22 protein-coding genes are annotated in these 25,369 nt (G+C 54.0%); 21 read left to right on the top strand and 1 reads right to left on the bottom strand.

What is annotated here, in order from left to right; genetic code table 11:
- Nucleotides 1–135: 135 nt before the first annotated feature.
- The 3 genes from pnp (at nucleotide 136) to CWI35_RS03900 (ending at nucleotide 4,612) form a co-directional block, all read left to right on the top strand.
- Complete coding sequence (pnp, locus tag CWI35_RS03910; RefSeq protein WP_013523420.1) at nucleotides 136–2,307, top strand: polyribonucleotide nucleotidyltransferase; 2,172 nt, start codon at nucleotides 136–138, stop codon at nucleotides 2,305–2,307.
- A gap of 87 nt (nucleotides 2,308–2,394) precedes the next feature.
- Complete coding sequence (locus tag CWI35_RS03905) at nucleotides 2,395–3,378, top strand: polysaccharide deacetylase family protein (protein ID WP_011230770.1); 984 nt, start codon at nucleotides 2,395–2,397, stop codon at nucleotides 3,376–3,378.
- Nucleotides 3,365–4,612, top strand: a complete 1,248-nt coding sequence (locus CWI35_RS03900; protein ID WP_014195480.1) for a M16 family metallopeptidase — start codon at nucleotides 3,365–3,367, stop codon at nucleotides 4,610–4,612. The genes CWI35_RS03905 and CWI35_RS03900 overlap by 14 nt, the downstream gene beginning before the upstream one ends.
- Nucleotides 4,613–4,674: 62 nt before the next feature.
- On the opposite strand, the gene CWI35_RS03895 is transcribed toward CWI35_RS03900, so the two are convergent.
- A complete protein-coding gene (locus tag CWI35_RS03895) occupies nucleotides 4,675–4,917 on the bottom strand; it encodes a YlmC/YmxH family sporulation protein (protein WP_011230772.1) in 243 nt (80 codons plus the stop codon).
- Between the two features lie 192 nt (nucleotides 4,918–5,109).
- On the opposite strand from CWI35_RS03895, the gene dpaA reads away from it, so the two are divergent.
- The 18 genes from dpaA to CWI35_RS03795 all read left to right on the top strand — a co-directional run bounded on the left by dpaA (nucleotide 5,110) and on the right by CWI35_RS03795 (nucleotide 25,265).
- On the top strand, nucleotides 5,110–6,015 hold the full coding sequence (gene dpaA, locus CWI35_RS03890; protein ID WP_013145722.1) for a dipicolinic acid synthetase subunit A: 906 nt from the start codon (nucleotides 5,110–5,112) through the stop codon (nucleotides 6,013–6,015).
- Nucleotides 6,012–6,617 (top strand): dipicolinate synthase subunit B, encoded by a 606-nt coding sequence (locus tag CWI35_RS03885; RefSeq protein ID WP_011230774.1) that lies wholly within the window; start codon nucleotides 6,012–6,014, stop codon nucleotides 6,615–6,617. Before dpaA ends, CWI35_RS03885 begins: the two co-directional genes overlap by 4 nt.
- 111 nt (nucleotides 6,618–6,728) lie before the next feature.
- The gene (gene asd / locus CWI35_RS03880; protein WP_014195482.1) at nucleotides 6,729–7,772 is read left to right on the top strand and encodes an aspartate-semialdehyde dehydrogenase; all 1,044 of its coding nucleotides are present in this window, start codon (nucleotides 6,729–6,731) and stop codon (nucleotides 7,770–7,772) included.
- Nucleotides 7,773–7,792: 20 nt separating this feature from the next.
- The gene (dapG, locus tag CWI35_RS03875; protein WP_011230776.1) at nucleotides 7,793–9,046 is read left to right on the top strand and encodes an aspartate kinase; all 1,254 of its coding nucleotides are present in this window, start codon (nucleotides 7,793–7,795) and stop codon (nucleotides 9,044–9,046) included.
- A 5-nt stretch (nucleotides 9,047–9,051) separates the two neighbouring features.
- On the top strand, nucleotides 9,052–9,927 hold the full coding sequence (dapA, locus tag CWI35_RS03870; RefSeq protein WP_011230777.1) for a 4-hydroxy-tetrahydrodipicolinate synthase: 876 nt from the start codon (nucleotides 9,052–9,054) through the stop codon (nucleotides 9,925–9,927).
- Nucleotides 9,928–10,094: 167 nt separating this feature from the next.
- Nucleotides 10,095–11,765, top strand: a complete 1,671-nt coding sequence (locus tag CWI35_RS03865) for a ribonuclease J (RefSeq protein WP_119877511.1) — start codon at nucleotides 10,095–10,097, stop codon at nucleotides 11,763–11,765.
- A gap of 119 nt (nucleotides 11,766–11,884) precedes the next feature.
- On the top strand, nucleotides 11,885–12,625 hold the full coding sequence (locus CWI35_RS03860) for a ClpP family protease (RefSeq protein ID WP_119877510.1): 741 nt from the start codon (nucleotides 11,885–11,887) through the stop codon (nucleotides 12,623–12,625).
- Nucleotides 12,622–12,846 (top strand): YlzJ-like family protein, encoded by a 225-nt coding sequence (locus CWI35_RS03855; RefSeq protein WP_011230780.1) that lies wholly within the window; start codon nucleotides 12,622–12,624, stop codon nucleotides 12,844–12,846. The genes CWI35_RS03860 and CWI35_RS03855 overlap by 4 nt, the downstream gene beginning before the upstream one ends.
- 108 nt (nucleotides 12,847–12,954) lie before the next feature.
- Nucleotides 12,955–15,285, top strand: coding sequence for an FtsK/SpoIIIE family DNA translocase (locus CWI35_RS03845; RefSeq protein WP_011230781.1), 2,331 nt, complete (start codon nucleotides 12,955–12,957; stop codon nucleotides 15,283–15,285).
- 209 nt (nucleotides 15,286–15,494) lie between these two features.
- Nucleotides 15,495–16,226: a GntR family transcriptional regulator gene (locus CWI35_RS03840; RefSeq protein ID WP_011230782.1), complete on the top strand. Its 732-nt coding sequence runs from the start codon at nucleotides 15,495–15,497 to the stop codon at nucleotides 16,224–16,226.
- Between the two features lie 88 nt (nucleotides 16,227–16,314).
- Complete coding sequence (locus CWI35_RS03835) at nucleotides 16,315–17,406, top strand: BMP family lipoprotein (protein WP_014195487.1); 1,092 nt, start codon at nucleotides 16,315–16,317, stop codon at nucleotides 17,404–17,406.
- Between the two features lie 525 nt (nucleotides 17,407–17,931).
- Nucleotides 17,932–19,458 carry an ABC transporter ATP-binding protein gene (locus tag CWI35_RS03825; RefSeq protein WP_011230784.1) on the top strand — a complete coding sequence of 509 codons (1,527 nt, stop codon included), beginning with the start codon at nucleotides 17,932–17,934 and terminating at the stop codon, nucleotides 19,456–19,458.
- Entirely contained in the window at nucleotides 19,458–20,504 is a 1,047-nt protein-coding gene (locus CWI35_RS03820; RefSeq protein WP_025951132.1) for an ABC transporter permease, read from the top strand. The genes CWI35_RS03825 and CWI35_RS03820 overlap by 1 nt, the downstream gene beginning before the upstream one ends.
- Entirely contained in the window at nucleotides 20,505–21,464 is a 960-nt protein-coding gene (locus CWI35_RS03815) for an ABC transporter permease (RefSeq protein ID WP_011230786.1), read from the top strand.
- Nucleotides 21,465–21,617: 153 nt separating this feature from the next.
- Nucleotides 21,618–22,913 (top strand): EF-P 5-aminopentanol modification-associated protein YfmF, encoded by a 1,296-nt coding sequence (yfmF, locus tag CWI35_RS03810; RefSeq protein WP_119877509.1) that lies wholly within the window; start codon nucleotides 21,618–21,620, stop codon nucleotides 22,911–22,913.
- Nucleotides 22,894–24,183, top strand: coding sequence for an EF-P 5-aminopentanol modification-associated protein YfmH (gene yfmH, locus CWI35_RS03805; RefSeq protein ID WP_119877508.1), 1,290 nt, complete (start codon nucleotides 22,894–22,896; stop codon nucleotides 24,181–24,183). The genes yfmF and yfmH overlap by 20 nt, the downstream gene beginning before the upstream one ends.
- A 54-nt stretch (nucleotides 24,184–24,237) precedes the next feature.
- On the top strand, nucleotides 24,238–24,954 hold the full coding sequence (gene ymfI, locus CWI35_RS03800) for an elongation factor P 5-aminopentanone reductase (protein ID WP_074044095.1): 717 nt from the start codon (nucleotides 24,238–24,240) through the stop codon (nucleotides 24,952–24,954).
- A gap of 62 nt (nucleotides 24,955–25,016) precedes the next feature.
- Entirely contained in the window at nucleotides 25,017–25,265 is a 249-nt protein-coding gene (locus tag CWI35_RS03795; protein WP_011230790.1) for a DUF3243 domain-containing protein, read from the top strand.
- Nucleotides 25,266–25,369 lie beyond the last annotated feature (104 nt).

Raw genomic sequence — 25,369 nt, 5'->3', positions numbered from 1 at the left:
CGGGAGCATTCCCGCTTTTTTGCTAGTTTATAGGCGTGATTGACACGGCGATGATAACAATGGTGCCAATTCGTCTATACTAATCATCAGCGGATCTATAATTTCATCTGTACATAGAGAGGAGTACTCGTCTGTATGGAACAAGAGAAACGCGTGTTTTCCATCGATGTGGCCGGGCGGCCGCTCATCGTCGAAACCGGCGAGCTGGCGAAACAGGCGAATGGCGCGGCGCTCGTCCGCTACGGCGATACGGTCGTGTTGAGCACAGCCACCGCGTCGCGAGAGGCGAAAAACGTTGACTTTTTCCCGCTTACCGTCAACTACGAGGAACGGTTGTATGCGGTTGGAAAAATTCCTGGCGGGTTTATTAAGCGCGAAGGTCGCCCGAGCGAGAAAGCCATTTTGGTGAGCCGTCTCATCGACCGACCGATTCGCCCGCTGTTTGCCGAAGGATTCCGCAACGAAGTGCAAGTCGTCTCGATGGTCATGAGCGTTGATCAAGACTGCGCGCCGGAAGTAGCGGCCTTAATCGGTTCGTCGGTGGCGCTGACGATTTCCGACATTCCGTTTGAAGGGCCGATCGCCGGTGTCATCGTCGGCCGCGTTGACGGCCAGTTTGTCATCAATCCGACGGTCGAGCAAATGGAAAAAAGCGATCTGCATCTTGTCGTCGCCGGCACAAAAGATGCGATCAACATGGTGGAAGCCGGGGCGGATGAGGTGCCGGAAGAAGTGATTTTGGAAGCGATCATGTTCGGCCATGAGGAAGTGAAGCGGCTCATCGCCTTCCAAGAGGAAATCGCCGCCCAAGTCGGCAAAGAAAAAATGGAAGTCGTCCTTTACGAGCCGGATCCAGCGCTGGAGGCGGAAATCCGCCAGCTTGCCGAAGCGGACATTAAGCGAGCGGTGCAAGTGCCGGAGAAACTGGCGCGCGATGCTGCCATTGAAGATGTGAAAGCTGGCGTCATCGCCAAATATGAGGCGGAAGAAGCGGATGAGGAGAAGCTCAAGCAAGTACAGGAAATTTTGCATAAACTCGTAAAAGAGGAAGTGCGCCGTTTGATCACGGTCGAGAAAATCCGTCCGGACGGGCGCAAAGTCGATGAAATCCGTCCGCTTTCATCGGCGGTCGGCGTCCTGCCGCGCACGCACGGCTCCGGTTTGTTTACGCGCGGGCAGACGCAAGTGTTGAGCGTTTGTACGCTTGGGGCGCTTGGTGATGTGCAAATTTTGGACGGGCTTGACCTTGAAGAATCGAAGCGGTTTATGCACCATTACAACTTCCCGCCGTTTTCCGTCGGGGAAACCGGGCCGATGCGCGGGCCGGGGCGTCGTGAAATCGGACACGGGGCGCTTGGCGAACGGGCGCTCGAGCCGGTCGTGCCGTCGGAGCGCGAATTCCCGTATACGATCCGCCTCGTTTCCGAAGTGCTGGAGTCGAACGGCTCGACATCGCAGGCCAGCATTTGCGCCAGCACGCTGGCGATGATGGATGCTGGGGTGCCGATTAAAGCACCGGTCGCCGGCATTGCCATGGGGCTTGTGAAAAACGACGACCATTACACGATTTTGACAGACATTCAAGGCATCGAAGACCATCTTGGCGATATGGACTTTAAAGTCGCCGGCACGAGAAAAGGCGTGACGGCATTGCAAATGGACATTAAAATCAAAGGATTGACGCGCGAGATTTTGGAAGAGGCGCTCATGCAAGCGCGCAAAGGGCGGCTCGAGATTTTGGATCATATGATGCAAACGCTCAGCGAACCGCGCAAAGAGCTGTCCAAATATGCACCGAAAATTTTGATCATGCACATCAACCCGGACAAAATCCGGGAGGTGATCGGACCAAGCGGCAAGCAGATCAACAAAATCATCGACGAAACCGGCGTCAAAATCGACATCGAACAAGACGGCACGATTTTCATCTCGTCTGTGGATGAAGCGGCCAACCAAAAAGCGAAGCAAATCATCGAAGACATCGTCCGCGAAGTCGAAGTCGGCCAAGTGTACTTAGGCAAAGTGAAACGGATTGAAAAATTCGGCGCCTTCGTTGAGTTGTTCAACGGCAAAGACGGGCTTGTCCATATTTCCGAGCTCGCTGAAGGGCGGGTCGGCAAAGTCGAAGACGTCGTTTCGATTGGCGATGAAATTTTAGTGAAAGTAACGGAAATCGATAAGCAAGGGCGCGTCAACCTGTCGCGCAAAGCGGTGTTGCGCGATGCCCGCAACATTGGAGGGGAACTGCCGCGGGAATCTAGGGAAAAACGAGGAAGACGGCCGGAGCGCCATCGCATGAAGCCTTAGGAATTTGTTTCTTAAGGCTCTTTTGTTATGTTCTATCCTGTCCCCCTAAGACATATGTTGTAGTAGTAAAAAAGGAGGGGGACAAGGGTGAACAACGGAATTGCCCGCTATATGGCGCTAGCGGTCATGTTTCTTGCCGCCTGGGCGGCGGTTCATTGGCCTCCGGTTGGCGATTACATCGCGAGCTGGCGCCCGATGGAAACAACCGCGATGAAAGAGCGCGACAAGCTGTACGACACGATCGTCAAACAAGCGAAGCAATATGAAATTCCCGCCCAAGATGCGGTCATCGATAAAGTATGGAAGGCGACGCCCGGCTACAACGGGCTCGCCGTCGACATTGACGCCTCCTATCAAAACATGAAGAAAACGGGGATGTTTGATGAGCGAAAACTCGTGTTCCGTCAAGTGCCCCCGCGCGTCCATTTGGACGATTTGCCGCCGGCGCCGATTTACCGCGGCCATCCTGACAAGCCGATGGTGGCGTTTGCGGTCAATGTCGCTTGGGGGGAAGAATACCTCCCCGACATGCTTGAGACGATGAAAAAATACAATGTCAAGGCGACGTTCTTTTTGGAAGGACGATGGGTAAAAAAACACCCGGAGATGGCAAAAATGATAGCAGACGCCGGCCATGAAATCGGCAACCATTCCTACAGCCATCCCGATATGAAAACGCTCGCTGTCGACAACATCCGCCGCGAGCTCGAAAAAACAAACGAAGTGATTGAGGCGGCGACATCGGTTAAATGCAAATGGTTTGCCCCGCCAAGCGGCAGCTACCGCGACGAGGTCGTCGAGGTCGCCGCGGAACTCGGCATGAAAACGATTCTATGGAGCGTCGATACAATTGATTGGCAAAAACCGTCGCCATCTGTTATAGTGAAACGGGTGACATCGAAAGTTCATCCTGGCGCCATCATTTTGATGCACCCAACGATGCCGACGGCGGCTGCACTTGACGAGCTGATCATCTCGATTAAGCAAAAAGGCTACGCCCTAGGCAGCTTGACGGCCTTATTCGATGAGAAAAGACTGGCAAACAAACAGGAGGAACATGGAGTTGATTAACAAATATACGTGCAAAAACGGTGTGCGAATCGTGCTCGAGCAAATTCCGACTGTAAGGTCGGTGGCCATCGGCATATGGATCGGGACCGGCTCGCGCAATGAAACGGAGCAAACCAATGGCATTTCCCATTTTTTAGAGCATATGTTTTTCAAGGGGACAACGACGCGCACGGCCCGGGACATTGCGGAAGCATTCGACAGCATCGGCGGGCAAGTAAACGCCTTTACATCGAAGGAGTATACGTGTTACTACGCCAAAGTGTTGGATGAACACGCGCCGCTGGCGCTTGAAATGCTCGCCGATATGTTTTTCCACTCGACATTTGTGGAGGATGAGCTGCAAAAGGAGCGCAACGTCGTGCTCGAGGAAATCAAAATGTATGAAGATACACCGGATGACATCGTCCACGATTTGCTCGGCAAAGCGTGCTATGCGGGTCATCCGCTCGGCTATCCGATTTTGGGCACGGAAGAGACGCTGCGCACGTTTACTGGCGACACGCTGCGCCAATATATGGCGGACTACTATACACCGGATCGCGTCGTCATTTCGGTCGCCGGCAACGTCGACGAACGGTTTATTGATGAGGTCGAGCGCTATTTCGGCTCGTTTGCCGCAGAGAGCAAGCCGCCTTCTTCAGGGACGCCGGCGTTTGTGCCGCAAAAGATCGCGCGCAAAAAGGACACTGAGCAGGCGCACGTATGCATCGGATTCAACGGGTTGCCGATCGGCCATCCGGACGCGTACCCGCTCCTCATCTTGAACAATATTTTAGGCGGCAGCATGAGCAGCCGGCTGTTTCAGGAAGTGCGCGAACAGCGCGGATTGGCGTATTCGGTGTTCTCGTACCATTCCGCCTACCAAGACAGCGGCCTGCTCGCCATTTACGCCGGCACAGGAAGCAGCCAGCTTGATGTGCTGTTCGAAACGATCCAGCACACCATTCGCCAGCTGAAGGAGGACGGAGTGACCGAAAAAGAGTTGCATAACAGCAAAGAGCAGATGAAAGGAAGCCTGATGCTTGGGCTCGAGAGCACGAACAGCCGGATGAGCCGCAACGGCAAAAATGAACTCCTTCTCGGCCGCCACCGCTCGCTTGATGAGATCATTGAAGAGATTGAAAGTGTCACGGTGGAAAAAGTAAACGAACTGGCGCGCACGGTTTTCACGGACGATTACGCGCTCGCCTTAATCAGCCCGGACGGCGTGCTGCCGCGCCCGCTCCGTTCATAGACCGAGCCCAAAAAAGCTAACGACCTTTCGCTAGGTTGTTAGCTTTTTCGTTTCCGCCTCTTTCACCCTTCCTCGGGGACGTCGATCATCACCATATCGGCGCCGATTTTGCGAATATATTTCCACGGCACGCGAATTTCCTGTCCGTCTTTGCGAAACCCGAACCATTTTCCCGTTGGGATGAGCAGCGCCTCGATCTGCCCCGTTTGCTCGTTGATTTCCAAATCGGTCTGCCCGAGCACCCCGAGCCGCTCGGCTCGGCTTACATCGACAATTTCTTTTCCGCTTAACTCGCTCAGCCTCATGCTGGTTTCCTCCTTTTTCGCTTCTTTACTTTATATGTAAGGAACAAAAACAGAAAAAATGACTGCCTCTTGTCAGCTTTGGGCGCATATCGCCCATTTTTTCCCGCAAGGATATTCACCTATATTTTCCTTTCAACATAAGATGGGAAAGGAAACGGAGCAGTTTGCCAGAAAAGAAGGTGAGCGTACAACATGATGCTGACAGGAATGCATATCGCCATCATCGGCGGCGATGCTAGGCAGCTTGAAGTCATCCGCAAACTCGTTGAACTCGACGCGAAGTTGTCGCTTGTCGGCTTCGACCAGCTCGCCCATCATTTCACCGGGGCGATGAAGCTGCCGATTGGCGAAGTCGATTTTGCCGATTTGGATGCGATCATTTTGCCGGTTCACGGCACGACGCTGGACGGAAACGTCAACAGCGTGTTTGCCCACGAACCGATTCCGTTTACAGAAGAGATGGTGCAAAAAACGGCGCGGCAATGCACGATTTATTCCGGCATCAGCAACGCGTATTTGGACGAATTGGTGAAAAAAACAGGGCGCAAGCACGTGCAGTTGTTTGAGCGCGACGATGTCGCCATTTACAACTCCATTCCGACCGCGGAAGGCACGGTGATGATGGTCATTCAGCATACGGATTTTACGATCCACGGCTCATGCGTTGCCGTCTTGGGGCTTGGACGCGTTGGCATGACCGTCGCCCGGACGTTCGCCGCGTTGGGGGCGAAAGTGAAAGTCGGGGCGCGCCGGTCGGAGCATCTCGCCCGCATTACAGAAATGGGGCTCGTGCCGTTTCACTTAAACGATTTGGAAAAAGAAGTGCGTGACATTGACGTCTGCATCAACACCGTGCCTCATCTCATCGTGACGGCGAGCGTCATCGCCAAAATGCCGCCCCATACGCTGATTATCGATTTGGCGTCAAAACCGGGCGGCACTGACTTCCGCTATGCCGAAAAACGGGGAGTGAAAGCCATTTTGGCGCCCGGGCTGCCGGGGATTGTCGCGCCGAAGACAGCTGGGCAAATCATTGCCAACGTCTTGGCGCAACTATTATATGCAGATTTACAAAAACGGGAGGAGAATCATGCATGAGCGGAAACAGCTTGAAAGGAAAACGGATCGGCTTTGGCCTCACCGGGTCGCATTGCACATATGATGCGGTGTTCCCGGAGATCGAGAAGCTTGTCAACGAAGGAGCGGAGGTGCTGCCGATCGTCACCTATACGGTGAAAACGACGAACACCCGCTTTGGCGAAGGGGAAGAATGGGTGAAAAAACTCGAACAACTGACCGGACATGAAGTGATCGATACGATCGTCAAAGCGGAGCCTCTCGGGCCGAAAATTCCGCTCGACTGCATGGTGATCGCTCCGCTCACCGGCAACTCGATGAGCAAGCTGGCCAATGCCATGACGGATTCCCCCGTGCTGATGGCGGCGAAAGCGACGATGCGCAACCACCGCCCGGTCGTGCTTGGCATTTCGACGAACGATGCGCTCGGCTTAAACGGCGTCAATCTAATGCGGCTTATGGCAGCAAAAAACATTTATTTCATCCCGTTCGGCCAAGACGCCCCGCAGGCGAAGCCGAACTCCATGGTCGCCTACATGCCGCTTTTGCGCGATACGATTCTCGCCGCGCTTGAAGGGAAGCAGCTGCAGCCGGTCATTATCGAGCGGTTCCGCTACAACTGAATCGAAAATCCATGTTCCGCATAAAAATGTTCTCTCGTCCACAGCGGAATGTGATAAAATAAAGACTATGAATTCACTTCTTAGAGTGACGATGTGGAAGGAGAATGGTGGATGGCTCAAAAACAATATCATGTCGCTGTCGTCGGAGCAACGGGGGCCGTCGGGCAGCAAATGGTGCGGACGCTTGAAGACCGGAACTTCCCGGTTGGAAAATTGACTTTGTTGTCATCGGAGCGGTCAGCCGGCAAAAAAATGCGCTTTCGCAGCGAGGAGATCGAAGTGCAGGCGGCATCGCCCGAGCGCTTTGACGGGGTCGACATCGCCTTGTTCAGCGCCGGCGGCGCCGTATCGAAAGCGCTGGCGCCGGAAGCGGTGCGGCGCGGAGCGATCGTGATCGACAATACGAGCGCGTTTCGGATGGAGGAAAACGTGCCGCTTGTCGTTCCGGAAGTGAACGAAAGCGACTTGACGTGGCATAACGGCATTATCGCCAATCCGAACTGCTCGACGATTCAAATGGTTGTGGCGTTGGAGCCGATTCGGAAGGCGTTTGGCCTAGAGCGCGTCATTGTCTCGACGTACCAAGCCGTCTCCGGGGCGGGAGCGCAGGCCATTGAAGAGCTCAACGAGCAGACGAAAGCGGTGCTCGAAGGGAAGCCGGTGGAGGCGAACATTTTGCCAGTGAAATCGGACCGAAAGCATTACCCAATTGCGTTCAACGCCATTCCGCAAATCGATAAGTTTCAAGACAATGGATTTACGTTTGAAGAGATGAAAATGATCAATGAAACAAAAAAAATTATGCATATGCCTGAGCTGAAAGTGGCGGCGACGTGCGTGCGCATTCCGGTGGCGAGCGGCCATTCGGAATCGGTGTACATCGAAATTGAACAAGACGGCGTCACCGCCTCTGACTTGCAGGCGGTGCTCCGCGAAGCGCCGGGCGTCGTGCTTCAAGATGATCCGAGCGAACAGTTGTATCCGATGCCGGCCCATTGCGTCGGTAAGTACGACGTGTTTGTCGGCCGCATCCGCCGCGATTTGGACAACCGCCGCGGCTTCCATCTATGGATTGTCGCTGACAACTTGCTAAAAGGTGCAGCCTCGAACTCGGTGCAAATCGCAGAAAGTTTGTTGAAGCTCGGGCTCATTTGAAAAAGCATCGAGGTGTTAGCATGAAACTCATTGTTCAAAAGTTCGGCGGCACGTCCGTCCGCGACGAGCGCGGGCGGAACTTGGCGCGCCGCCATATTGAACGGGCGTTGGAAGATGGCTATAAAGTCGTGGCCGTCGTATCGGCTATGGGACGTTGCGGCGATCCATATGCGACCGATACGCTGCTTAGTTTGATCGGCGGCGTTCATCACCATGTCACAAAACGAGAGCAAGATATGCTTATGGCGTGCGGAGAAATCATCTCAAGCGTTGTGTTCAGCAACTTGTTGAACGAACACGGCATCAAAGCGACGGCGTTCACCGGCGCCCAGGCAGGATTTTGCACGAACAGCGATCATACGAACGCGAAAATTCTCGAAATGCGCTGCGACCGCCTCCTTGAGGCGCTTCGGCAATACGACGTCGTCGTTGTCGCCGGCTTTCAAGGCATGGCGGAAAACGGCGACATAACAACGCTCGGCCGCGGCGGGAGCGACACGTCGGCGGCAGCGCTCGGCGCGGCGTTAAACGCGGAGTGGGTTGATATTTTCACCGATGTCGACGGCGTCATGACCGCCGACCCGCGCATCGTTGAGAGCGCCCGGCCGCTTGACGTCGTTACGTATACGGAAATTTGCAACATGGCGTACCAAGGGGCGAAAGTGATCCATCCGCGCGCGGTGGAGATCGCCATGCAGGCGAAAGTGCCGCTGCGCATTCGCTCCACGTACTCCGATGCCCCCGGGACGCTCGTCACTTCATCGGTGCGCGGCCGAAAAGGAAGCGATGTGAAAGAGCGGCTTGTCACCGGCATTACGTACGTCGCCGACGTCACACAAATCAAAGTGCTGGCGAAAGAAGGCCACTATGAGCTGCAGTCTGACGTGTTTCAAGCGATGGCCCATGAAGGGATCAGCGTGGACTTTATCAACATTTCCCCGTACGGTGTTGTGTACACCGTGAGCGGCGACATGACGGAAAAAGCGGTGGCCGCCCTGCGCCGCATCGGCTACGAACCGGCCGTGACGCCCCGATGCGCCAAAGTGTCGGTCGTCGGCGCCGGCATTGCCGGCGTACCGGGGGTGACGGCGAAAATCGTCACTGCCTTGTCGGAGCAAGGCATTCAAATTTTGCAGTCCGCCGACAGCCATACGACGATTTGGGTGCTAGTGAAGCAAGACGATATGGAAAAGGCGGTCAACGCTCTGCATGACGCCTTCTGTTTATCCGAGGCGGATGCGGGCGAAGATGAAGCGATTTGGAGCGAGGAGTGAAAACCGTGGTTCAGTTCGGGAACATCATAACGGCGATGGTTACGCCATTTGACCGAAAAGGGAATCTCGACTTGGCAAAAACAACGGAGCTTGTCAACTATTTGCTTGACAATGGCACAGATGCGCTCGTTGTCGCCGGCACGACCGGCGAGTCGCCGACGTTGACGACCGAGGAAAAAATCGCGCTTTTTCGCCATGTCGTCTCCGTCGTCAACGGCCGGGCGCCGGTCATTGCTGGAACGGGCACGAACGATACGCGCGCGTCGATCGAGCTGACGAAAAAGGCGGAAGAGGCGGGCGTCGATGCTGTCATGCTTGTGGCGCCGTATTACAACAAGCCGAACCAAGAAGGGCTGTATCAACATTTCAAAGCGATTGCCGAAAGCACATCGCTGCCGGTGATGCTGTATAACGTTCCAGGGCGCACGTCGGTGAGTCTTGCTCCGGAGACGGTCATCCGGCTGTCCGAAGTTCCGAACATTGTCGCTGTCAAGGAAGCGGGCGGCAATTTGGACGCCATGGCGGAAATCATTGAGCGTACGCCGGACGACTTTTTGCTCTACAGCGGCGACGACAGCTTGACGCTTCCAGTGCTAGCGATCGGCGGCAATGGCGTCGTCTCGGTCGCTTCGCACATCATTGGCAATGAAATGCAGGAAATGATTCGTTCCTTTTTAGCGGGCGATCATCAGAAGGCGGCGGCGCTGCATCGAAAATGGCTGCCGCTCATGAAAGGCTTGTTTGCCGCCCCAAGCCCGGTGCCGGTGAAAACGGCGCTGCAGCTGCGCGGGCTGGACGTTGGTTCGGTGCGCCTTCCGCTTGTGCCGCTCACCGAACAAGAGCGGAAGGAGCTAAGCCGCCTGCTCGATGCGCTGTCGTAACGAAACGATTCCCCAACGCTTTGCTTGCGCGTTGGGGCCTTTTTTTGCCTTGGCTGTGAAATCCATTGGCTGGTGAATGAACCATCTTGTGTTTTTCAGCATCGATTCGTTATAATAAAAGCAAGTGACTTTGAGCGGGTTAGCATCACAATTGGGAGGACGCAGCCTTGAAATCGAAAATAAAGCCGGTAGAGAAAATACGCATTTTTGCCCTTGGGGGAGTCGGAGAAATCGGCAAAAACATGTATGTTGTCGAATTGGACGAGGACATTTTTGTCATCGACGCCGGGGTGATGTTTCCGGAAGACGAAATGCTCGGCATCGACAAAGTGATCCCGGACATCACCTATTTGATTGAACGGCAGCATCGCATTCAGGCAATTTTTCTCACCCACGGGCACGAGGAGCATATGGGGGCGATCGCCTACGTGCTCAAGCAGCTGTCTGTGCCGGTATACGGAACGAAGCTGACGCTCGGGTTGGCGGAGGCGCTGTTAAAAGAACAAGGGGTGTCGGGCGCGAAGCTCAATGAAGTTCATCCGGATGCGGAGCTCGTGTTTGACAAGGCGAAAGTGACGTTTTTCCGCACGATCCACAGCATCCCCGATTCGATCGGCATCAGTCTGCATACATCGCAAGGTGCGATCGTGTACACGAGCGATTTTAAATTTGACCAAACCCCGTACGGCAACAACCGCACCGACTTAGGGAAAATGGCGCAAATCGGCGAAGAAGGGGTGCTGTGTCTTTTGTCGGACAGCACAAACGCCGAACGCCCCGGCTACAGCGGCTCCGATACGGTAGTCGCCTATGAGATCGCTGACGTGATCGGCCATGCGAAAGGACGCGTGTTTGTTGCCTGCTACGCTTCCAACATCACCCGCATCCAGCAAGTGCTGTACGCCGCCCACCAATCCGGGCGTAAAGTGGCAGTCATCGGCAAAACGCTGCATAAAGTAATGGACATCGCCGTGCGCCTTGGCTATTTGCACGTTCCAGACAAGGTGACGATTTCTGCGCACGATATCGATCGCTACAATGACCGCGAGCTCGTCATTTTGACAACCGGCGGGCATGGCGAGCCGATGAGCGCGCTTTGGCGCATGGCGCGTCAAGCGAACAAACAAGTGAACATCAAAGAAGGGGATACCGTCATCGTCGCCGCATCCGTCATGCCGGGCTATGAGCTTGGGTTCGCGAAAACGATCGACGCCTTGTATCGGGCCGGCGCCAACGTGATTTACCGCGACCGGCAAGTGCACGTATCTGGGCACGGTTGCCAAGAAGAATTAAAGTTGATGCTCAATTTAATGAAGCCAAAATACTTTATTCCGGTGCATGGGGAATATCGGATGCAAAAAGCGCACGCCCGGTTGGCGAAGGCGGTCGGCATCTCGGAGGAGCGGACGTTTTTAATCGACAAAGGCGAAGTGATCGAGTTCCGCGCCGGTGCCGCCCGCCCCGGCGGCAAAGTGCCGTACGGCAATATTTTAATTGATGGCCTCGGCATTGGCGATGTCGGCAACATTGTGTTGCGTGACCGCCGCTTATTGTCCCAAGACGGCATTTTGATCGCCGTCGTCACGCTGAATAAAGAAGCGAAAACGATCGCCGCCGGCCCGGAAATCATTTCGCGGGGGTTCGTCTACATGCGCGAGTCTGAGACACTGCTGGAGGAAGCAGAGAAAATGGTGGCGGCAATCATCGAGCGCTGCCTTGAATCGTACATGCTTGAATGGTCGTCGTTGAAAGCGAACATCCGTGAAGCGTTAAGCCAGTTTTTATTTGAAAAAACGAAGCGCAGACCAATGATTTTGCCTATTATTATGGAAGTATAATGCAATCATGCTCAAAGTCAACTGGAAAATGCCGGGAACGGTCAGCCGTTGCCGGCATTTTTCTTTTTTCTTTCGGCCATACTAAGCGTATGATCGACAAGAAAGGAGACGAGAAATGGATGGAGAAGGAACGTTATTTTCAAGCGGAAACCGAGGGCGAACAGCCGGAAACAAAGGCCGAGGAAGCGACTGCGGCCATCACCCAGCTTGGGCAGACGAACGTCCCGCAAATGGATCCCGATACGAACATTCATTGTTTGACGATCGTCGGACAGATTGAAGGGCATATTCAGCTGCCTCTGCAAAATAAGGCGACGAAATACGAGCACGTCATTCCACAGATTGTGGCCATCGAGCAAAACCCGAAAATTGAAGGGCTGCTCGTCATTTTAAATACGGTCGGCGGTGATGTGGAAGCAGGGCTCGCCATTGCCGAAATGCTCGCCTCGCTCTCGAAACCGACTGTTTCCGTTGTGCTTGGCGGCGGCCATTCGATCGGCGTGCCGATCGCTGTGTCGTGCAACTATTCGTTCATCACCGAGACGGCGACGATGACGATTCATCCGATCCGTTTGACGGGGCTTGTCATCGGCGTGCCGCAGACGTTTGAGTACTTGGATAAAATGCAGGAGCGCGTCGTCCGCTTCGTGACGAAACATTCGAAGATCAGCGAGGAAAAGTTTAAAGAGCTCATGTTTTCCAAAGGCAATTTGACGCGCGACATCGGCACGAACGTCGTTGGGCCTGACGCCGTCCGGTACGGGCTCATCGATGAAGTCGGGGGCGTGTCCCAAGCGATGGCGAAGCTGCGCGAGCTGATCGCGATGAGGAAAAACGGGGAAGGGAAGATGATCCAATGATTTTGTATACGATCATGCCCGAACATTTGATTTTTCCGGTCGATGCCGCTGTTTATGAGAAGCGGAAAATGGTGTATTACGATGGCATTCCGTTTCTCGTCCAATCTGTAGAAACGGGAGAATATGAAATCGTGCAAAACTTAAGCACGAATCCGTTCCATTTTTTAAACGCCAAATATGCGCCTGGGGCGAGATTTCCGGCTTCTGCGGCAACATCGTAATGAATTGTTCAGCCGTTCATGATATAATAGTAAACAAACGGAAAAAAGCAGCCATTGTTGGCTGCTTTTTTCCGGCTTGCCAATTCATTCATGCTGGAGTGAACGATCATGGCGAAACGAAAGCGAAGAAGAAAAGGGAAGCCGTCAAAAACACAGCCATGGACGGAAACAATCCGCTTTGAATTGATCGGACTTGGCTTGCTCGCGGTCGCTGTCGTTGCGATGGCCCGCCTCGGGCTTGTCGGGGAGACGCTCGTGCTTGTGGGTCGCTTTTTTTTCGGCGAATGGTACATGCTATTAGTAGGCGGACTTTTCCTATTATCGCTCATCGTCATGTGGCGGCGGGAGTGGCCGTCATGGACGGGCCGCCCGTTTGTCGGCGCTTCGTCCATCGCCGCGGCGCTTCTGCTTTTGAGCCATGACAAGCTGTTTGAACTCATGTCGCGGCGCGGCGAGCTTGATCCGAGCATCATTCGGACGACGTGGGGGCTGTTTTGGAACGAAGCAAGCGGCAAGGCGGCCGATGTGGATTTAGGGGGCGGAATGGTCGGCGCCCTGTTATTTGCCGCCAGCTACCAGCTGTTCGATTCGCCCGGGACGAAATGGATTTGTTTCCTTCTGTTCATCGTCGGCTTTGTCGTGCTGACCGGGAAATCGCTGCGCGAGACGGCCGGCAAATGGGTTGCTTTTGCCGCAGCGTTTGTGCGAAAAGAATGGTTGGCGTTTGTCGAAGATATAAAGCAATGGCGGGCGGGGAGGAAGCGCAAGGAAAGCGGCGGCCGAAGCCGACGCTCGCGGCGGGCGGCCGCAAAGCGGGAAGACGAGCCGGCTGAAGCAAGCAGCGTCGAGCCGGATGAGGAACTGCTTTCCCCGCCGCCGATCATTTCCGATTTTGCCGCGGTCCGGTCGGCCGCTGAGCCGGAAGAAGAGAAGAATCCACTGGTGGAAGGCGACAGTGGGGGGGAGGAGGACAAACCGGCGCCGCCGCTTGCGTTTTCCGAGCATGAAAACACCAATTACGACCTGCCGCCGCTTGATTTGCTTCGCCTGCCGAAGCCGGCCGGGCAATCGGCCGATCATGCGAACATTTACGCCAACGCGCGAAAACTGGAGAAAACGTTCCAAAGCTTCGGCGTCAAGGCGAAAGTGACGCAAGTGCACCTCGGTCCGGCGGTGACGAAATATGAAGTGTATCCGGACGTCGGGGTGAAAGTGAGCAAAATTGTCAGTTTAAGCGACGATTTGGCGCTCGCTTTGGCGGCGAAAGACATCCGCATTGAAGCACCGATCCCCGGCAAGTCCGCGATCGGCATCGAAGTGCCAAATGAAGAGATCGCCACTGTTTCGCTGCGCGAAGTGCTGGAAGCCATTGAGCATACACGGGACAAGGCGAAGCTTTTGATTCCGCTTGGGCGCGACATCTCCGGTGAAGTCGTCGCTGCGGAACTAAACAAAATGCCGCATTTGTTGATCGCCGGCGCGACCGGCAGCGGCAAAAGCGTCTGCATCAACGGCATTATCGTCAGCCTGCTCATGCGCACGAAGCCGCATGAGGTGAAGCTGATGATGATCGATCCGAAAATGGTGGAGTTAAGTGTGTACAACGGTGTTCCTCATTTGTTGACACCGGTCGTCACCGACGCGAAAAAAGCGGCCCAGGCGCTGAAAAAAGTCGTCCAAGAAATGGAGCGGCGCTACGAGCTGTTCTCGCATACCGGCACGCGCAACATTGAAGGATATAACGAGCATATCCGCCACCATAACGAAACGGCGTCGGAACAGCAGCCGCTTTTGCCATACATCGTCGTGATCATCGACGAATTGGCCGACTTGATGATGGTGGCTTCCTCGGATGTGGAAGAGGCGATCACCCGTTTGGCGCAAATGGCGCGCGCCGCTGGCATCCATTTGATCATCGCCACCCAGCGCCCGTCGGTGGACGTCATCACCGGCGTCATCAAAGCGAACATTCCGTCGCGCATCGCCTTCAGTGTATCATCGCAAATCGACTCGCGCACCATTTTGGATATGGGCGGGGCGGAAAAACTGCTCGGCCGCGGCGATATGCTGTTTTTGCCGATGGGGGCCTCAAAACCAGTGCGCGTCCAAGGGGCGTTTGTCTCCGACCAAGAGGTGGAAGAAGTCGTTCGGTTTGTCATCGGACAGCAGCAGGCGCAATATTATGAGGAGATGTTCGTCGAAGACAGCGAACCCTCTTCCTCAGCCCTTGAAGACGAGTTGTACGATGAGGCGGTCCGTCTTGTCGTTGAAATGCAAAGCGCCTCCGTCTCGATGCTGCAACGCCGCTTCCGCATCGGTTACAATCGCGCCGCTCGGCTCATTGATGCCATGGAGGAGCGCGGCGTCGTCGGCCCGTATGAAGGAAGCAAGCCGCGCGCCGTTCTTTGGTCGAAGGAAGATTTAAAAAAGACATCATAAATGGGAAAAAGGGCGGGCGAAAAAAGCCTGCCCGCTCAATCATACATCTTATTGGAAGCGTTGCCAATCCTATTTCTTTTTCTTCGACAAAATTTGATATCACCTATTTATTTGCCCAGTAAAAAATGATATAGTAATCTCAAAAAGGTTATATGTCTAATGTCAGAGGTCTGATCTCAACGGAAATGCGTAACACGGAGGACGTTGTCATGTCAATCAAATCAGACAGCCGCCACCTTTACTTGCAAGTGATTGATCGCATCAAGCGCGATATTGAAACGGGAGTGTACAAAGAAAAGCAAAAACTGCCGTCCGAGTTTGAACTCGCCAAACAGCTTGGCGTCAGCCGGGCGACATTGAGGGAAGCGCTGCGGGTGCTGGAAGAAGAAAACATTATCATCCGCCGCCACGGCGTCGGAACGTTTGTCAACGCCCGTCCGCTGTTTACGTCCGGCATCGAGCAGCTCTCAAGCGTCACGGATATGATTCGTCAAGCGGGGCGCAAGCCAGGAACGATTTTTTTGTCTTCCTCCATCCAACAGCCGACGGAAGACGATATGCGCCGCTTCCAATGCCGGCCGGACGAGAATTTGTTGCTCATCGAGCGGGTGCGCACCGCCGATGGGGAGCCGGTCGTTTATTGCTTGGATAAAATTTTATGCAAATATTTGCCAAAGGGCATCTCCTATGAACAGGAGTCGCTGTTTGAAAACTTGCACAACCAAACGCATCGTGATATCGCCTATGCGGTCGCGCGCATCGTGCCGCTCGGCTATCATGAAAAAGTGTCGCCGATTTTGCAATGCGACCCGGAAACGGCGCTGCTTGTGCTCAAGCAAATGCATTTCGATAAAAACGATGAGCCGATTTTTTATTCCGTCAACTACTTCCGCTCCGACAAGTTCAGCTTCCATGTCATGCGGAAGCGGTTCAGCTTTTAAGGGGGGTGAAAATGGGTACATAGAAAGAGAGCGGAAGCTTTATACTAACTAATTAAAGAACAAATTTTCAAGCCAGGGGGTAGTGAATGTGAAAAAGCGAATCGGATTGGTGTTGTCCGTCCTGTTTGCCGCCGGCACGCTGCTTAGCGCCTGCGGACAAGCCGGCAACAATGCGGGAGGCGGCAATCAGAAAGATACGTTCAGTGTCGCCATGGTCACCGATGTCGGCGGCATTGACGACAAATCGTTCAACCAGTCGGCTTGGGAAGGGCTGCAAAAGTTCGGCAAAGACAACGGGCTTGAAAAAGGCCGCGGCGGCTACGACTACTTGCAGTCATCGAGCGACGCTGACTATGCCACGAACTTAAACAAGCTTGTGCGCAGCGACTTTGACTTGATTTTCGGCATCGGGTATTTGATGGGCGACGCGGTGAAAGAAGTCGCTAAGCAAAACCCGAAAAAACATTTCGCCATCGTCGACACTGTTGTTGACGAGCCAAATGTCGCCAGCATCACGTTCAAGGAGCATGAAGGCTCGTTCCTTGTCGGTGTTGTCGCCGGGCTAATGACGAAAACGAATAAAATCGGCTTTGTCGGTGGGATGGAGATTCCGTTGATCGAAAAATTCGAAAGCGGATTCCGCGCCGGCGTGAAAGCGGTCAATCCGAAGGCGACTGTGGAAGTGCAATACGCCGGGGCGTTCGACCAAGCGGATAAAGGGAAAGCGATCGCCTCGAGCATGTACGCATCTGGCATCGACATCATCTACCATGCAGCGGGCGCGACTGGGAACGGCGTCTTCTCGGAAGCGAAAGATTTGAAGAAGAAAGATCCGAACCGCGAAATTTGGGTCATCGGTGTTGACAAAGACCAAGCGCCGGAGGGAGAAGTGAAAGTCGGCGGCAAAACGTACAACGTAACGCTCACTTCGATGGTGAAGCGCGTCGACGTCGCTGTCTATGACACGGCGAAACGGGCGAAAGAGGGCGACTTCCCGGGCGGCAAAACGATTGAGTACGGGTTGCCGGAAAATGGGGTTGGCATTGCCCCGACGCAAGACAACATTCCGGAGAACGTGTTAAAAACCGTTGACGAATGGAAGCAAAAAATCATCAAAGGCGAAGTGAAAGTTCCGACAAACCGGAAAGAGTACGAGCAATTCGCTGCGACGATCAAGTGACGAACAACGGCGAAGAAGGCTAGCGCGAGCCGCTAGCCTTCTTCAAAATCGTCAACTACCCCCACTTCGCTAACGCTTGAAGTGGGGGCTTGCAACTCCCCAGAAGTGCAAACGGACTTCGTCCTCCTTCCTTGACTTGGGGTTGCATCAGGGGGCAGGTTGACCGCTGCCCAACGACGCAGGTCATGCCTGCATCGTTACCGATTCTCTCGGTGTGTCTGTTGGCAGTACTTGGCTTCCACACACAACAGACGGACCTACGCTCGATGTTTTACGGTTGCAGCGTTTCCTGCAACCAACTCCATACATCGAGCAGCCGTTATGGGAGTGCCTTTATTTAACAGTTTTCTCCACGTCTTTATTCTATCATACACAAAAGAAAGGGGGAACGAGCATTCCTCTCCCACTTACTCCCTTTGGTCGTTGAAGTGGGAGTCTCCTGCGCGAAATAGGATGAAGGGCGGCTGTTTCGCTGTCGCCTTTCATTTTGTGATTTTGACCTTGCTTGAGTAAGGAGTGAATCGCTTGGAATACGTGATTGAAATGCTCAATATCCGCAAGGTGTTTGGCACGTTTGTCGCCAATGACAACATTACGCTGCAAGTGAAAAAGGGGGAGATACACGCTCTGCTTGGCGAAAACGGGGCCGGCAAATCGACGCTCATGAACGTGCTGTTCGGTTTATACCAGCCGGACGGCGGCGAAATCCGCGTGAAAGGAAAGCCGGTGCGCATCACCGACCCGAACGTCGCCAATGATCTTGGCATCGGCATGGTGCATCAGCACTTTATGCTCGTCGATACGTTCACCGTGACGGAAAACATCATCTTAGGCAGCGAGCCGACGCGGGCCGGAACGATCGATATGAAGCGGGCGGAGCGGGAAGTGCGCGAATTGTCGGAACGATATGGACTCGCGGTCGATCCGACAGCGAAGATCGCCGACATTTCCGTCGGCATGCAGCAGCGCGTGGAAATTTTAAAGACGCTTTACCGCGGCGCCGATATTTTGATTTTTGACGAACCGACAGCGGTGTTGACGCCGCAGGAAATTCGCGAGCTCATGCAAATTATGCGCACGCTCGTCCGCGAAGGAAAATCCATCATTTTAATTACGCACAAACTTAAAGAAATTATGGAAGTGTGCGACCGCGTCACCGTCATCCGCCGCGGCAAAGGAATTGCGACGCTCAATGTGGCGGAGACGAATCCGAACGAACTGGCGGCGCTCATGGTCGGCCGCGAGGTGCAGTTTACGACCGCTAAGAAACCGGCTGAGCCGGGAAAACCGGTGTTGGAAATTAAAGACTTAGTCGTCAAGGACGCGCGCGGGATCAAAGCGGTCAACGGTTTGAACTTGACGGTGCACGCCGGCGAGATCGTCGGCATTGCTGGAGTCGACGGCAACGGCCAGACCGAGCTCATTGAAGCCATAACCGGCTTGATCAAAGCTGAATCAGGGACAATCCGCCTCAACGGCCGAGACATTACGAATTTGCCGCCGCGCAAAATCATCGAAGCCGGCGTCGGCCATATTCCGCAAGATCGGCATAAGCACGGGCTTGTCCTTGACTTTCCGATCGGCGAAAACATGGTGCTGCAAACGTACTATCAGCCGCCGTACTCGAAACGGGGTCTGTTGAATTTTCAAGCCATTTACGAAAAAGCGCGCCAGCTCATCCGCGAATTTGACGTGCGCACGCCGGATGAATATACGAAGGCGCGGGCGCTATCGGGCGGAAACCAGCAAAAAGCGATCATCGGCCGTGAAGTCGACCGCGACCCGGACTTGTTGATCGCCGCCCAGCCGACGAGGGGGCTTGATGTTGGAGCGATCGAATTTATTCATAAGCGGCTCATTGAACAGCGAGACCGCGGGAAAGCGGTGCTGCTCGTCTCGTTTGAGCTTGACGAAGTGATGAACGTCAGCGACCGGATCGCTGTCATTTATGAAGGAAACATCGTCGCCATCGTTGATCCGAAAGAAACAACCGAACAGGAGCTCGGGCTGTTGATGGCTGGAAGCAAACGGAAGGAAGCAGGTGTGTCGTGATGAAGTCGAATCGTCTCCAGCAATTTTTGATACCATTGTTGGCCGTTCTTCTTGGCATGATCGCCGGTTCGATCGTGATGCTTGCAAGCGGCTACAACCCGATCGCTGGGTTTTACGCTCTCGTGTACGGGGCGTTTGGCGATACGTACTATATCGGCGAAACGATCCGCCAGACGACGCCATACATTTTAACGGGCTTGGCGGTGGCGTTTGCCTTTCGCACCGGCTTGTTTAACATCGGGGTTGAAGGGCAGCTGATCGTCGGCTGGCTCGCTGCCGTCTGGGTCGGGGTGTCCTTTGATTTGCCCAAAATCATCCATTTGCCGCTTGCCTTGTTGGCCGCCGCGTTGGCCGGGGCGCTATGGGGCTTGATTCCGGGTGTGCTGAAGGCGTATTTAAAAGTGCACGAAGTCATTATTACGATCATGATGAACTATATTGCTTTGCATGTAACGAACGCCATCATCCGTTCCGTTTTGTCTGATGAGGGATTTAAATCAAAGCCGGTGAAAGAAAGCGCATCGCTTCACTCCGACTTTTTTGATGCCATTACGCATCATTCCACCATGCATTACGGCATTTTCATCGCTGTCGCCGCCGCATTTGTCATGTGGTTTTTGCTTGAGCGGACGACGAAAGGGTTTGAGCTGCGGGCGGTCGGGTTCAACCAGCATGCCTCCCAGTATGCCGGCATGAACGTGCGCGCCAACATCATTTTAGCGATGGTCATCTCCGGCGCTTTTGCCGGCGTCGCCGGGGCGATGGAGGGGCTTGGCACATTTGGAAACATCTCGACGAAAGCCGGCTTTACCGGCCTTGGATTTGATGGCATCGCGGTTGCCTTGATCGGAGGAAACAACGCGTTTGGCATTTTGCTCTCCGCCTTGTTGTTTGGCGCCTTAAAAGTCGGGGCGTTGGAAATGCCGTCAAGCGCCGGCGTGCCGACCGAACTCGTCGATATTATTATCGCGCTCATCATTTTCTTTGTTGCATCCAGCTACATGATCCGCTGGCTGTTATCTCGTTGGCAAAAGGGGGCGGAGTAAGTGAGCGTGTATGACGTCTTGCAAACGATTGTCCCGACAACGATTTTCTTTGCGGCTCCTCTCATTTTCACCGCCCTTGGCGGCGTGTTTAGCGAACGGTCCGGCGTCGTCAACATCGGGCTTGAAGGATTGATGACCATCGGCGCGTTTGTCGGCATCGTCTTTAATTTGACGTTTGCCGATCGGTTTGGCGAATGGACGCCGTGGCTTGCCTTATTGGCTGCCATGGTGGTCGGCGCTGTATTTTCCCTGCTGCACGCTGTCGCGTCGGTCACATTTCGCGCCGACCAAGTCGTAAGCGGGGTGGCGATCAACTTTTTGGCGCTTGGTCTGTCGCTGTTTTTAGTGAAGAAAATGTACGGCAAGGGGCAGACGGACCAAATTCAAGTTGGGTTTGACAAAATTGACGTGCCAGTGTTAAGCGACATTCCCGTCATCGGGCCGCTGTTGTTTTCCAACGCGTACGCGCCGTCGTATATCGCCATTGCGCTGGCGTTTGTATCATGGTATGTCATTTACAAAACGCCGTTTGGCCTGCGGCTGCGTGCGGTCGGCGAACATCCGATGGCGGCGGATACGATGGGGATTCATGTCGCCAAAATGCGCTACATCGCTGTCATGATCAGCGGCGCGCTCGGCGGCTTGGGCGGTGCGGTATACGCGACGATCATTTCCCGCGATTTCAGCCATGCGACGATTTCCGGGCACGGATTTATGGCGCTTGCGGCGATGATTTTCGGCAAGTGGCATCCGATCGGCGCGATGGGGGCGGCGCTCTTTTTCGGGTTGGCGCAAAGCTTAAGCATCGTCGGGCAAACGATTCCGTTCTTGAAAAACGTCCCGACCGTTTACTTGCTCATCGCCCCGTATGCACTCACGATTTTGGCGCTGGCGGGCTTCATCGGCCGCGCTGAGGCGCCGAAAGCGGCTGGCACGCCATACATCAAAGGAAAACGGTGATGAAAGCGGCTGTCCGAAAAACGGACGGCCGTTTTTGCTGAATGGAATGATTTGCATTTTTCCATTGGCAAAAGGTATATTGTTGATAAGACGCTTTACAATAAATGAAAGATAGTGCATATCTGCAAAGAGAAAAAGTAAGGAGGAGTTGGATTGGTCGACGAAAAAGTCACAGCGGTCGGACCGGTTCGCGTCCATACGATTTCGACCGATAAGTACAAAACGAACACGATCGTTTGGAAAATGAAGGCCCCTCTTGCTAAAGAAACGGTCACGCTGCGCGCGCTTTTGCCATACGTCTTGCAAAGCGGCACGGCCGACTATCCGAGCGTTAAGGCGCTGCGCACCTATTTGGATGAACTGTATGGGGCGACGCTGAACGTCGATTTAACGAAAAAAGGCGAACATCATATCATGACGATTCGCATCGATGTCGCCAATGAACGATTTTTGCCGGAGCAAACGCCGTTGCTTTCGAAAGCGCTTCAGCTCTTGGCCGATCTTCTGTTCCGCCCGGCTCTTGATGGCGGCCGGTTTGTCACCGACATTGTCGAGCAGGAAAAGCGGGCGCTCCGTCAACGCATTCAGGCGGTGTATGATGACAAAATGCGCTATGCGAACATGCGCCTTGTAGAAGAAATGTGCAAAGGCGAACCGTACGCCCTCTCGCCAAACGGCGAGCTTGAAGACGTGGACGGCATCACGGCGGAAGGGCTGTATCGCTATTATGAACGAGCGCTGGCTGAGGATGAGCTGGATCTATATGTCATTGGCGACGTGGCTGAAGAGGCGGTGCTCACAGCGGTGAAGCAGCGCTTCTCTTTGCCGGATCGTCCAAAGCGGGAGCGCGCATCGTCGGTTTCTGTCAAGCCGCAAGGGGAAGTTCGCGAAGTCATCGAGCGGCAAGACGTGAAGCAAGGAAAGCTCAACATCGGCTATCGGACAAATGTGACGTATGAAGATGACGATTATTACGCCTTGCAAATGTTTAACGGCATTTTTGGCGGTTTTTCCCATTCGAAGCTGTTCATCAACGTCCGCGAGAAGGCAAGCCTTGCCTATTATGCCGCCTCAAGGCTTGAGAGCCATAAAGGGCTTTTGATGGTCATGTCCGGCATTGAACCGGCCAACTATGAGAAGGCGCGCCGCATCATCGATGAGCAAATGCAGGCGATGAAAAACGGCGATTTCACAGATGAAGAAATGGCGCAGACGAAAGCGGTCATCCGCAACCAGCTGCTTGAGACGCTCGATACGCCGCGCGGGCTTGTGGAGGTGTTGTACCATAACGTCGTCTCAACGCGAAAGCGCCCGATCGATGAATGGATGGCCGGCACCGATCAAGTGACACGCGAGGATGTGGTGCGCGTCGCTGACAAGGTGGAGCTTGATACGGTGTACTTTTTGACCGGAATGGAGGCGACGGAAGATGGAAAAACGGGTGTATGAGACGCTGCACGAAGAGCTGTTTTATGAAAAAATGGACAACGGCCTTGACGTGTACATTTTGCCGAAAAAAGGATTCAACAAAACGTTTGCGACATTCACCACGAACTACGGTTCGGTCGACAACCAGTTCGTCCCGCTCGGTAAAACGGAGATGAAGCGCGTTCCGGACGGCATCGCCCATTTTTTGGAGCATAAGCTGTTTGAAAAAGAAGACGGCGACGTGTTTCAGCAGTTCAGCAAACAAGGCGCCTCGGCGAACGCCTTTACGACGTTCACCCGCACCGCCTATTTGTTCTCAAGCACCGACAACGTCGAGAAAAACTTGGAAACGTTGATCGATTTTGTGCAAAGCCCGTACTTTTCCGACAAGACAGTGGAAAAAGAAAAAGGGATCATCGGCCAGGAAATCCGGATGTACGACGACAACCCAGACTGGCGCGTCTATTTCGGCGCCATCGAAAGCATGTATCACAACCATCCGGTCAAAATCGACATCGCCGGCACAGTTGAATCGATCGCCCAAATTACGAAAGAGTTGCTGTATGAGTGCTACGAAACGTTTTACCACCCGAGCAACATGCTTTTGTTTGTCGTCGGCCCGGTCGATGAACAAAAAATCATGCAGCAAATCCGCGACAACCAGGCGAAAAAGTCGTTCCCGCAAGCCCCGGAAGTGAAGCGGTTTGCGTATGAAGAACCGAGCGCAGTAGCGGAAAAGAAAAAAGTGATTCCGATGCATGTGCAGACGAACAAATGCTTTGTCGGCATCAAAGCGCCGTCCGTTTCTGAAGCCGGCGAACAAAAGCTTCGGCATGAGCTTGCCTTCCACGTCGCATTGGACTATTTGTTTGGAAAAAGCTCGCCGCATTATGAACGGCTGTACCGCGAAGGATTGATCGATGATACATTTATGTACGATTATACAGAAGAGCGCGGGTTCGGCTTCGCGTTGATCGGCGGCGATACAAGGGACGCTGAACGGCTCGCTTCGGAAATTCAAACGGTGCTGCTGTCGTTTGCCGCGGAGACTATAAAAAAGGAAGAATTTGAACGGGTGAAAAAGAAAAAAATCGGCGCCTTTTTGCGCGCGCTCAACTCGCCGGAATACATCGCCAACCAGTTTACGCGCTACGCGTTTTACGGATCCAACTTGTTTGACATTTTGCCGGCGCTTTCATCCCTTGCCATGGACGATATCGCGGCGGTTGCCTCTTCTTGCTTCCGCGATTCGCAAATCGCGGTTTGCGAAGTCGTTCCAAAAGGGCAATAAGGCATCCTTCCTGAGAAGGATGCTTTTTTGCGGCAAAAAGGAGAGGATGGTTTCATGCGCTACGCCTTGATCACGGGAGCCTCTGGAGGCATCGGACAAAGCATCGCCCGTGTGCTCGCTCGGGAGGGGTACGGACTTTTTCTTCATTACTATCGGCGACGGGCGCCTGTTGAAGCGCTGAAAGAAGAGCTTAACGATGTGCATATTGTGCCGATTGAGGCCGATTTGTCGGCACCGGATGGGGTCGATCGGCTGCTTGCGCAAATCAACCGTCCGGTGGATGTCATCATTTATAACAGCGGAGCGAGCTATTATGGGTTGTTGACCGACATGAACGATGAATTAATCGAGCGGATGGTGCGGCTTCACATGACAAGCCCGGCGTTGCTCATCAAAAGGCTGATCCCATCAATGGTGGCGAGAAAGCGCGGTCATATTGTGTTCATTTCCTCGATTTGGGGATTGTGCGGCGCTTCATGCGAGGCGGTGTACTCGATGACAAAGGGAGGGCAGAACGCGTTTGCCAAGGCGCTGGCCAAGGAGCTTGCCCCAAGCGGCATTCGCGTCAACGCTGTTGCACCGGGGGCGATTGATACCGATATGCTGCGGGTGTTTCGTCCTGAGGAGCTGGAAGCGCTCACTGACGAAATTCCAGCCGGCCGGCTCGGCACCCCGGATGAGGTGGCGGAAACGGTGGCGTTTTTGCTGTCTGATGCCGCTTCGTATATCACCGGCCAAGTCATTTCCGTCAACGGCGGCTGGTATTGTTGAACGTATATTTTCCGGTTCGGCAGGCAAACTATCCTTGAAACATTCAACAAGGAGGGATTGACATGTCGGTACTGGATAACTTTGAACAATGGAAAGACTTTTTGGCGGAACGTTTAGAACAAGCGCAACAGCAAGGATTGACTCAGCAAGTGATCACAGATGTCGCTTACCAAATCGGGGATTATTTGGCGAAACACGTCGACCCGAAAAACCCGGAAGAACGGGTGCTCGCTGATCTTTGGAGCGTTGCGGATGAAAAAGAGCAGCACGCCCTTGCCAACATGATGGTCAAGCTGGTCCAACAAAAATAATCACCCGGTAAAAGAGAGGGGCCTCCCTCTCTTTTTTCTTCCTCCTTTTCGGTTGCTTTTCCATTTATAATTATAGTAGTATGAACTTAGCATAAGGCGTTCGT

Origin of the sequence: [Bacillus] caldolyticus (assembly GCF_003595605.1) — a bacterium.
GTDB classification, from domain to species: Bacteria; Bacillota; Bacilli; order Bacillales; family Anoxybacillaceae; genus Geobacillus; species Geobacillus thermoleovorans.
This window is presented reverse-complemented; position numbering and strand designations above follow the sequence as displayed.